The organism is Microcystis sp. M179S2 (assembly GCF_020245805.1).
Lineage (GTDB): Bacteria > Cyanobacteriota > Cyanobacteriia > Cyanobacteriales > Microcystaceae > Microcystis > Microcystis aeruginosa.
This window is the reverse complement of the sequence record NZ_JADBUE010000043.1, coordinates 1-12,037: the sequence shown is the minus strand read 5'-3', so window position 1 is coordinate 12,037 and position 12,037 is coordinate 1. Positions and strand designations below refer to the sequence as shown.

At 42.8% G+C, this 12,037-nt stretch carries 1 protein-coding gene; it reads right to left on the bottom strand.

The window, feature by feature from the left end; all coding sequences use genetic code 11:
• A partial coding sequence (locus tag IM500_RS02405; RefSeq protein ID WP_287737562.1) for a CARDB domain-containing protein occupies nucleotides 1–12,037 on the bottom strand: 12,037 nt, incomplete at both ends.

Genomic DNA, 12,037 nt, shown 5'->3' with positions numbered 1-12,037 from the left:
GTCAAGGGTTAACTGATTGTCAACGATGGTAGCGGTGACTAATCCCGGATTACTATTGACGAATACTGATTTAACAATCACATCTCCATCAACATCACTAAAGACATTAGTTAAATCAAGGACGGTATTAGCTGCATCTTCGTCAACATTGACATCAGTAATCGGATTGAGGACAGTTGGTGCGTCATCTACTGGGTTAACTGTAACTACTAAAGTATCGTCAACAGTTTTACCGTTGGATGTTCCCCGAATTGTCAGATTAGCTATCCCTGATTGATTGTCTTGGTAGTCGAGGGTTAACTGATTGTCAACGATGGTAGCAGTGACTAATCCGGTATTGTCATTGACGAATACTGATTTAACAATTAAAGCGATGTCATTATCAACGTCAGTGAAGATATTAGTTAAATCAAGGACGGTATTAGCTGCATCTTCGTTAACATTGACATCAGTAATCGGATTGAGGACAGTTGGTGCGTCATCTACTGGGTTAACTGTTACTAGGAAAGTGTCGTCAACAGTTTTACCGTTGGATGTTCCCCGAATTGTAATATTAGCTATCCCAGATTGATTGTCTTGGTAGTCAAGGGTTAACTGATTGTCAACGATGGTAGCGGTGACTAATCCCGGATTGTTATTGACGAATACTGATTTAACAATTAAAGCGATGTCATTGTCGATGTCAGTGAAAACGTTAGTTAAATCAATGACGGTATTGGCTGCATCTTCGTCAACATTGACATCTGTAATCGGATTGAGGACAGTTGGTGCGTCATCTACTGGGTTAACTGTGATGACGAAACTTGTGACATTAATATTACCACCTGCTCCATCGGCTACCGTAAAGCTAAAGCTATCACTGATAGTTTCTCCGCCATTATGAATGTAGGATAGTAAGCCACTATTAATATCAGCTTGGGTAAAGGTGTTATTAACCGCTAAAGTAACTCCATTGCGTTGTAAATTACCATTTGTCGGAATCGTACTGATGGTAAAAGTTAACTGATCTGCGGTATTATCTGCATCTGTAACAGCCAGCAGACTATTAGAAATAGCAGAATTAGCTCCTTCATTAAGAGTTAAGCCTGCATTGACCGAGATTTGTGGAGGTTGATTAACTGCGCCACCGATTTGTATGGTTGCATCTGCCGTCGTCGGTGCTGCTTCTGTATTACCTGTGTTATCAACTGCAACTGAGTAGAAGGAGTAGGTATGTCCAGCTGTCCCCGTGTAATTGGCTTCGGTTAACTCAGTATTATTGAGCCAAATCGTGTATTCTCCGCCATTATCCGACACATAGATAGTATAAGTCGCCAAAGCTGATCCTGTATCTGTTCCTGTCCAACTGACGAGGAATTCAGGGGTTGGGGTGGTTGCAGGTAAGTCATTAACTTCACTACTAGGTTTATCAACATCAAGGGTGTTGAAAATAGGTGGAGTGCTGATGGGTTCTTCCGTATCGAAGATGATGGTCGCCTCTGCATCGATGACATCTCCTGTTTCAGCCGTGCGACTAGGACGAATGCTATAGGTAACAAAGCCATCGCCTACTCCATCTTCGTTATTGGGAGGTAAGAAGCCGATTAAGGGGTTTTCGGGAGTTTCACCTGTTTCTGGATCGATAGTAGTTAATGTCCAGAAAGCTTCGCCTTTTTGGATGTCAATACCAGCAAAAACATCAACCAAGAAGCCATGTTCTTCCGTTAAATCCACACGTTGATTGTAGAAAGAACGATTTTCAGGAACAGTAAAAGTTAAGCCTCCCCAACCGAAACTACCTAAGCGGAAGGTACGGAAATCAACGTCAGAGTCTAAGGGATGGGTAATGTAAACAGTTTGAGCAGGTGCAGTCGCACTGGCTTGGTTTTCAAAGCGAATGGTATAGGGGAGGGTTTGCGAGGTAATCCAGTTTTCATCGCCAAATCCTGCTGGTCCTACGATGTCGTTGGGATCGGAGGGACGGATAATCGGAACTGAACCACCCGGTCCTGGATTTCCAGGGGGAGTTGGTGGTTCTGGTGGTTCAGGATCGTCACAATCAGGGCTACCATTTATTGCACCGCCACCAAGTCCACCTCCAACTAACCCCTCACCCACTGGGTAAGAATTGGCAGGACCCGGAATTTCTGGAATCCCATAATCTCGAAGATGCCAGTGACCTTTTGTACCAGGCTTACCCCCATGAAGCGTAAAGTAATTCCTTCCAGACTGAGGAGAACCATGCCAACTCCAACCTAGCCTGGTATTCCCCCGATTTAAGATGCCAGACCTTCCACCGAGGTATCGCCCTCGTCCAAAGATTGCGCCCGTTGGACCAAAAGTGCCAAATAAAGCACCTAAACCACCGGATAGAGCAACACTTCCCCAGTCTATACAATCAAAACGACGGCCATTTTGCAAAAGTTGTATGCCAATATCCGTGGCAATACCTGTTCCTAATCCAACTAACGCGGGAATTAAAAATACTGGAAGTTCACCACTTGGATCGATAGCACTAATCGGATTGTTCTGAGTATAGGAATATAAATTGATTCCGCCCTCAATCCCTAGTGGATCGGTTGCGGTAAATCGACCCAGGAGACTATCGTAATACCTGGCCCGCATGAAGTCGAGTCCATTGGCTTCTTCCATGACTCCCCACTGTCCGACAAACTCGAAGGGATTAGTCAAGGTTTCAGTTTCAAAAATTTCTTGCCCAAAAGGCTGATATACATAACGATTGAGATATTGACCATTTGTACCTGTTATTCCTACGGTAGAACCAATATCGTTGAAATCATAGTAGCCGGTCTGACCATCAGCCCTGGTAAAAGTTTCTAGCCCTAGTCCATGAATGTATCGAGCAATCAAATTATTGTTATCATCGTATTCTCCCACTACATTTCCTAAACCAAAGGGGTCGATTAAATATTGAGTCCTTTGCCCGTTGTAAATAGTAGCAACACGATCACCAAATACATCGTACTCATACTGAGTCTGATTGCCATTTGGTTCAATGACACTAATTAAATGATTTCGAGCATTATAGCTATAACTCCAAGTCTGATCTCCTATGGTCTTCGATATTAGATTGCCATCCGCATCATATTGGTAGTCAGTTATCCCAGCGGCTAGATACTGATTGAGATTATTCGTTGTGTATTCAGTTGTTACTCCATTTTCAATAGTACGAATACGATTGCCGGCGGCATCGTAGAAGTAAGTAAGGTTGCGATCGGAAATATTGAGATTACTGGAGTCGAAAATAGCATTGGTTAACTGTCCAATGGAATCGTAAGTATAGCTCCATTGGCCGTCTAGTGTAGTTACTTCGCTTTGACGGCCTGCACTTTCATAAGTGTAGTAAAAACTAGAATTAACTGAGCCATCGGCTTTGTAGTTAACTAAGCTCTGAACTCGATCATCAGCATAGTAAGTATAAATTGTGTAAGTGCCATTACCTTTATCTTCCCGCGCCAGACGACCTACCTCATCATAGGCATAGGTGATAATGGGATTATTATTTCCATCAGTCAAACCAATCAGTCGCCCGGCTGTATTTTCATAATGATAGTTAACTGTATTACCGGCTGGATCGACCATGCTTGTCCGACGACCAGCAGTATCATAAGTGTAGGAGAGGAAGTTTCCTAGTGTATCTGTGATTTTTGTAATGCGATCTGCTGCATCATATTCAAGATATGTTGTCCCTCGTAGATCGGTAACTGATTGGATATTGCCACGACCATCATAGGTATATTCGTAAAAAGAACCGTCAATACTACTCTGTCTTTGTAAAACTCCCTGCTCATCGTAAGTATAGGTAGTTTGTTGATCGCGGCGATTAAATGTGCGAATCGCATTTCCTTGAGAATCGTAGTCAAAAGTCTCGCTAATACCATTTCCATAATCAATAGAACGCAATTTTCCTTGACTGTCGTAGCTATAGTTAATGGCATTACCACGAGCATCTGTGACTTTTGTTAAAAGACCGTAATTAGGCTCATAAGCAAACTGAATAAGCTGTCCAAGCGAATCAGTTTGGCTAGTGATTTGACCTTGCTCATTGTAGGTGAATACAGTAGCTGTATTATCGGCATTGATCGTTTTGCTTAAATTTCCATCATCATCATAATACAGTTGCGTGACTCGACCTAGTGCATCTTGTAACTGTGCTATTTGACCTCGATCATTAAGCAGCATCAGAGTTTGAGAACCGTTAGCATCAGTAGCGATAAAACCGCCTACAGAGTCATACTCGTAGGTAATTGACTCAGCACTCTCGCCCAGACTTTCCCGTACTAAACGACCCTGATCGTCATATTCAAAACTAATCTTCGTGTTATCAGGATGGGTAATAGAGGTCAAAGCATAATTATCATTATAAGTGTAGGTGGTTGTACCAGCTACATCAGTAATGTTAGTTAAGAGTTGACCTTTAGTATCGTAACTGTAAGTCGTGGTGCGTTGCGCTTGATCAGTTACAGTACTGATTCGATTCTGTTGATTATAGGTAAATGTTAGGCTTTCTCCTTCGGAACTTACTAGGCTAGAGAGAATACCATTAGTATATTCGGCTGTAATCTGTGTACCATTAGGACTCTGAATATGGTTAAGCCGTCCATTGGGAAGAAAAGCCGTAATCTCTCCGTCAGAAGATTGAAGCTTATAAAATCCGCCTTCATTAGTAATAGTAGCTGGAGCGCCAGACTCAGCAAGATAGGTTCCATCAGATTGACGATGAAAATGTCTTTGAGTATTGCCATTTTGAACAATAATATGCTCGCTATCTTGTTGAATCAGTTGAATATCGCCAATAAAAGATCTGCCTCGACCAAAAGAACCAAGGATATATAACTGAGGCAATGCTTCATAATCGCTGGCTTGGGCAATTTCAAAGTTAAGCAACTGGGAAACGTCTGCTATATAGTCTCCCAACTGACTGAGTCGAGTTGCATTATCTGCTAATATTTGCTGATAACTTCCGGTTGTATTACCAACAGATTGAATGAAATTGTTCCAAACTGTATCCCAAGCTTCATCAGGAATATTATCAGGCTTGAGAATTGATTTTTGAGCATCCCAATCAATCAGTTTATCCTGATCTGCAATATTAGTAGAGATGTTGACAATTCCTGTGGTGACTGTCGGACGGAAGACTAAGGAGAAGTTACCTGTCATTCCAGGAGATAATATTCCTGCAGCCCCTTCTGTATTAATGCCAAGAAATTGCAAGCTAGAACCACCAAAATTACTCTGTTCAGGCAATTTCAATTCGGCAAGATCTGCTGTGACTTCTATTAGAGGAGCAACGATATCTGTTTCTCCTCGATTGGTATAATTAACTGTTACAATGCCTTGTTGTCCTGGTCGCAGCGCATTTGGAATACCTAACTGCACATCAATGTAACCCACAGGTCCATTAGTAACAGTAAAGCTGTCATCTAGGGTAAATGTTTGCTGCGCGTCTGCTATCTGCACATCATAAATACCAGTCTCCAAACCTTGTAGATCGAAGGTTGCCCATGTCTCAGTACTGTCTTTCCAAATAATCTGACTAGCAATGCGCTCAGTTCCATCAGCAGCGATTAATTTAGCTGTTGTTGTCGGAGTCAGTTTTGCCCCTTCAAGAGTTAGGGTGACTTGTCCTTTATTACTCCCCCTGGTTGTTCCTATATCTCGCAATGAGAATTCAAGTAGCTCTGCTTCTATGCTGTAATTAGCTGGAACACCCGTTACATTATCCCCGTAGGCGAGAATATAATAAGTACCACCACGAGTACTAGGAATGATAATTTCTTGATCGGGTGATAATGGTTGAGAATAACCGATGTCAAATTGACTGCGACTCGGCACATCTCCATAACGGATATAAAGCTCATTCGCCGCCGCAGTAGATTGGCTATCAAAATTCAGTAACAGCGTCTCTCCTGCTGGAACATCAACCCGATAATAAACTGACTGTCCTTGTCCTAAAGTCCCTGTATCAGGCGTACCTAATTCTAAGGACTCGACATCAACAGCAAAGTCATCTAAAGAAGCCTTAATATTATTCGCTTCATTAGATTCTGGTATGTAGTTGCGGATGTCGCTGCGGACAATAACATAGTAATCCCCCGTTGCTACCCCTGGTAAAGTAGCGGTTACTGTCTTGCTATAACTTCCGCCTCCTGCAACTGGTCCTGTTTGGGAAACACGACCGAAGAAAGCATCATTGACATCCCATTGATTATCGCGAGAAAGATAGATTGTATCTTCCCAAGTGCCGATCGCCTCATTCGTGCTTTGATTGTTTACGGTATAACTAATTGTGGCATTTTGACCTGGCGTTCCATTGACAGGAATAGTAATTGTCCCTACTACTAAATCAGCAGGAGGCGGCAAAATTATTTCCGTCGAGAATCCGTCATAATTAACATTATTGATCTCTCCTAACCGTTCATAAACAGCATTACCGCCGTCCGTTACCACGAAAGCGTAAAAACGTCCCCCTAAGCCTCGCGGTATATTAAAAGATTGCGTTGCAGTATAACTATCTCCTGCATTTAATCCCCCCGTATGGTTGCGATAGCCTAAATAAATATCGCTGTTGCGATCAAACACTTGATCGCGGGATAGATAAACAGCATCATACCAACTTTGACCCGTATTGGCATCATTATTAACAACCGTCCAAGTTAAACTCAGAGATTGTCCGGCAATTCCCTGTTCCGGCGCATCCACGGCAGTGACAGCCAGATCAGCAGAAGGAGCGGGGGTAATCGGTAGGCTTCCGGTTCCCGAACCGCCTCCACTGCTACTATCGCTGGCTAAAACGTTATTATTCTCAAATGCCCCTTCAATAACGTTATTACCCCGGTCAGTTTGCACCAGAACATAGTAACTACCGTTCAAATTAACAGGAAGTGAGAAAGTACCCGTGGCACTATAACTTGCTGATGGTTCTAAGGCTCCTGAACGATAAACCGACCCTAAATTAATGTCATCACCGCTGACATTTTTATCTAAAGACAAATAAACTCGATCGTACCAATAATTGCTATTAGTACGTCCTACCCCCAAATTCGCCACCGTCCAATTGAGGGTCAGCGGCTGTCCGGGAGTTACAGTATTTGGCAGAGTAATGCTAGTAACTTGGAGATCGGGAGTATCACGAGAGATGGTGAGGGGAAAAGCACTAGAGGCATTATTTCCCTCATTGCTACCTTCATAAACGCTATTAGCCGAATCAGTGACGACAAATAGTTGATAATTGCCTTCTAAGGTAAAGGGTAAAATAACACTTTCAGTCCGACTGTAAGTACCATTGGGAGTTAAAAGTCCGGTGCGGGTGAAGTTGGCGAGGGTAAGATCATCTGCATCCCCTAAAACCCCATCGTTAGAAACTACAAGGCGATCGCTCCAACTGTTAACAATGGTATCCCCAGTCCCCTGGTTTTTCACTGTCCATTGCACTTGAATTGTCTTACCAGCTTCTCCCGTAGTTGGAGTAATTGCGTCAGTAACGACTAAATCCGCCGGTTGGGAGACAATTTGTACTTGATTGATGCTTTGAGTGACGTTATTAACATTATCTAATTCAAATACTTGATCGCCGCTATCTGTCACACCAAAGACGTAGTAGGTGCCAGTTAAGGTATTGGGTAAGGCAAAGTTAGCGGTACGATCATAACCATCACCTGGATAAAGAATGCCATACTGGCCGACACTACCCAAATTAATATCCGTTGCCGTATTTAGTTGATTATCGCTGGAAAGATAGAAGGTATCGGTCCAATAATAATTCGGGGTTTCTGTGGCTCCAAAGTTAGTGACTCGATAATTGATGCTTAAACTGCTACCAGAACGAGCGTTGCTCGGAATCGTTAAGGATTCAAACTCTAAATCTGGTGGCGGCGTTAGGGTAATGTTCGTTGCTGTGGTGTCGTAGCCACTATTGTTATTCTCAAAAACGTGCTCATAAACGTTGTTATAGATGTCGCTTTGGACAAAGAAGAAGAAACTTCCCGCCACACCAATGGGTAAATTAACTGTTGCTGAACCGGTATAATTTGCACCGGCATTTAACGCACCACTATGGTAAAAAGTACCTAAATTGCGATCGCCTGCATCTAAAGTTGCATCCGCCGACATAAATACCCGATCATACCAAGCTGTTTCTAAAGTGCGTCCTGTACCAGCATTAGTGACAGTCCAACTCAGGTTCATCGGCTGTCCTGAGAAGGCTCCATTAGGCGCATTAACCGCCGTTACTTGTAAATCGGGAGGTGGAGTTAAATTAACATCCGTCGGCCCACCAGAACCCCAATTATCCCCTTCATTACCAACTTCGGTAACGTAGTTATAAACATCAGTTTGTACGAGGAAATAGTAATTGCCATCAATACCGCGAGGTAGGGTTACGGTTAAGCTGTTGCTATAACTATCATTCGGGTTGAGATAACTAGGATTAACTGCTTGTCCTAAATAGGTATCAGTATTGTCATAGGTAGTATCGAGGGACAAATAAACTCGATCATACCAAACAGGCGCATTAGTGGCACCAGTACCGACATTTTTCACGGTCCATTGTACGACGGTTTCTTGACTGGAAAAAGCCGTCGATGGTGCAGTTACCCCGGTAACTTGTAGATTGGGAACCGGAGCAAGTTGTAGGGAAATCGGACGATCATCTGTAGTAGTATTGTTCGATTCGTTCTGCGTTCCTTCAGCAAGTTGTCCGTAATAATCGGTCGTTACAACCACTCGATAGTTACCAGTTAAACTGAGGGGAACGCTGTAGGATTGAGTACGATTTAAGGAGGCTCCGGCGGCCAAGCTACCTGAATATTCAAAATTTCCGACATACTGGGTGGAATTGGTCGCCGTATTAACTAAATACACATAATCATACCAAGTTCCTTCTGCGGTTGCTGCTCCTTGGTTTTTGACAGTCCAATTGATCTCAATTGGTTGTCCAGATAGGGATTCAACTGGTGCGGTAATATCACTTACTACTAAGTCGGGAGCATTGAGATTAATGGCGACAGCACGAGTATTGTTAGTCTCGTTAGTTTCCCCTTGACCTCCCGAACCATCAGCGACAAAGATTAAATAACGGTTTCCTGTGGCAAAGTTGGGGAGGTTGATATTGCGAGTAATGCTGTAACTTGCACCGGCGGCTAATGGTGTTTGAGTGGAGATTAATTCTTGGGTGATGTAAGTGTCAGCATTAGCATCAAAAATAGCATCGTTGGAGAGGTAAATGCGATCATACCAATCCGTAGGAGCGGCGCTTGTCCCTTGGTTTTGTACTGTCCAAGAAACTTCAATACTCTTACCGACTGTTCCGGTTGCAGGTACGGAAGCATTAGAAACAATTAAATCGGGAGCAGTTAAGCTGATAGCAACCGCAGCGAGGTTATTATTTTCGTTGATTTCTCCTTGATAATTGTCTCGATCAGTAACAAAGAGTAAATATTGATTACCGGGGGTAAAACTAGGTAAGGTGACATTCTTGCTGATGGTATAACTTGCACCAGTAGCTAAAGGCGTTTGTGTCGCTATCCATTCCGAGGTAACTTGAACATCACCGCTATCTAAAGTTTGGTTACTGGAGAGGTAAACTCGATCATACCAATCCTGACTTGCTGCTCCCGTACCGTTATTAGTGACAGTCCAAGTTAATTCAACTGTTTCTCCTAAAATGGCACTTGTCGGAGCATTGGTTGAGGTAACTCGGAGGTCGGAAGCGGAAATATTAATCGGTAGGGAATAGACGTTGTTATTTTCGTCTGTCTCACCTTGATAGTTATAGTTATCAGCCTTGAAAAGCAAATAGCGATCGCCAGTAGCGGTACTGGGTAAGGTAACATTGAGGGTGCGGCTATAGGTTGCTCCGGCTGCTAGGGGAGTAAATGAACCTTGCCAAACTTCTGTCAGATAAGTATCATCGCTATTACCGAAGATTTGGTCAGTAGAAATCACAACCCTGTCGTACCAATCAGCATTAGCCGCAACAGTTCCTTGATTCTTCACATCCCAAGTAACGCTAATCGTTGCACCTACAGTTACCGATGCTGGTGCAGTAGCATTTGAGACAATTAAATCTGGTGCATCTATGCGGATAGGAATGGCACGATTATTATTATTTTCGTTGGTTTCTCCCTGTGCATTATTGCCATCTGCTCGGACAATTAAGTAACCATTGCCAACGAAGTTTATTTGATTAGGTAAGGTAATATTTTCGGTTTTATTATAGCTTCCTCCGGCGGCGACGGGAGTTTGAGCGGCGGCGGAAATACTGGTAATGAAGGTATCAGAACCGTCATAAGTATCATTACTTGACCAGTAAATATAATCAGTCCAATCGGCGGGTGCTTCTACTGTTCCTTGGTTTTGTACTGTCCAAGAAAGGCTGACTGTTCCTCCTAATGCTCCTGACTCTGGTGCCGTAGCATTACTAACAATTAAATCCGGCGAACCAATAGTAATGGGAATAGCTTGGCTATAGTTGTTGTTTTCGTTGGTTTCTCCTTGATTATTATAGGCATCAGCGCGGAAAAAGATGTAATAATTTCCCGGGGTAACATTGGGTAAGTTAATACTGCGATTTATAGTGTATGTACCGTTCGCTACCAAGGGGGTTTGAGTGCTTATAAATTGTTCAGCAATGTAACTATCATTGCCATTGCCAGGGATATTATCAGAAGAAAGGTAAATAACATCATACCAATCCGCCGGTGCATCTGTCGTACCCTGATTTTTCACCGTCCATGATACATTAATCGCTCCATTCACAACCCCACCACTGGGTACAGTTGCTCCGGATATGATTAAGTCTGGCGCACCTAAAGTGATAGGAACAGCATAAGTATTATCGGTTTCGTCTGTTTCTCCTTGTTGGTTGTAGTAGGAGTAAGAGTATTGATCTGTAACAAAGATCAAATATTTAGCACCGGTTCCTGCATTACTAGGAATGGTAATATTTTGGGTGTCTGTATAACTTGTGTTAGCGGCGAGGGGACTTCTTGCAGCTTCCCAGAAAGCACTAATCCATGTATCCCCACTATCCCAAGTCTGATCATTAGACAGATAAACTGAATCATACCAATCAGCATTGGCCGGAACAGTTCCATTATTTAGTACCGTCCACGAAACTGATATAGCTCCCCCTAAAATACCAGTACTAGGCGCAGTCGCACTGGTAATAGTCAAATTTGGTGCAGCAATATCAATCGCCTGAGTATAGACGTTATCGTTTTCGTTGGATTCTACTTGGTAGTTATAAACATCTGTCTTAAATAGTAAGTACCCACTTCCTACCGCCTGGGCGGGTAAGGTGACACTCGTATTAACTGTATAGGTTTCATTCGCTTCTAAGGGTAATCCATAATAGCTGTAGATATAAGAATCAGTCAAATAAACATCATCACTATCACCAAAAAATTGATTTTTTGAGAATACCACTCGGTCATACCAGTAAGAACTTCCTGTGGTCACAGAACTGTCATTTTTCCCCGTCCAAGATAGGGTAATACTCTGACCAGCAGTAGCCGTAGTGGGAGCGGTGACGTTAGTAATAATTAAATTGGGTGCAGCAATATTAATCGCTTGAGTATAGACGTTATCGTTTTCGTTTGCTTCTACTTGGTAGTTATAAGCATCTGTCTTAAATAGCAAATAGCCACTTCCTACTGCACCACTGGGTAGGGTGACACTGGTATTAACCGTATAAGTTTCATTGGTTTCTAAGGGTAAGCCGTTGCTACTAGAGATATATTGGTAATTAATTAATGCAATATCATCACTATCCCCATAGATATCATTTTTTGAAAAAACTACCCGGTCATACCAGTAGGAACTTCCTGTAGTACCTGAACCTTCATTTTTCCCCGTCCAAGATAGGGTAATAGTCTGACTAGCAGTAGCGGTAGTGGGAGCGGTGACATTAGTAATAATTAAATTGGGTGCAGCAATATCAATCGCCTGAGTATAGACGTTATCGTTTTCGTTGGATTCTACTTGGTAGTTATAAACATCTGTCCTGAATAGTAAGTACCCACTTCCTACCGCCTGG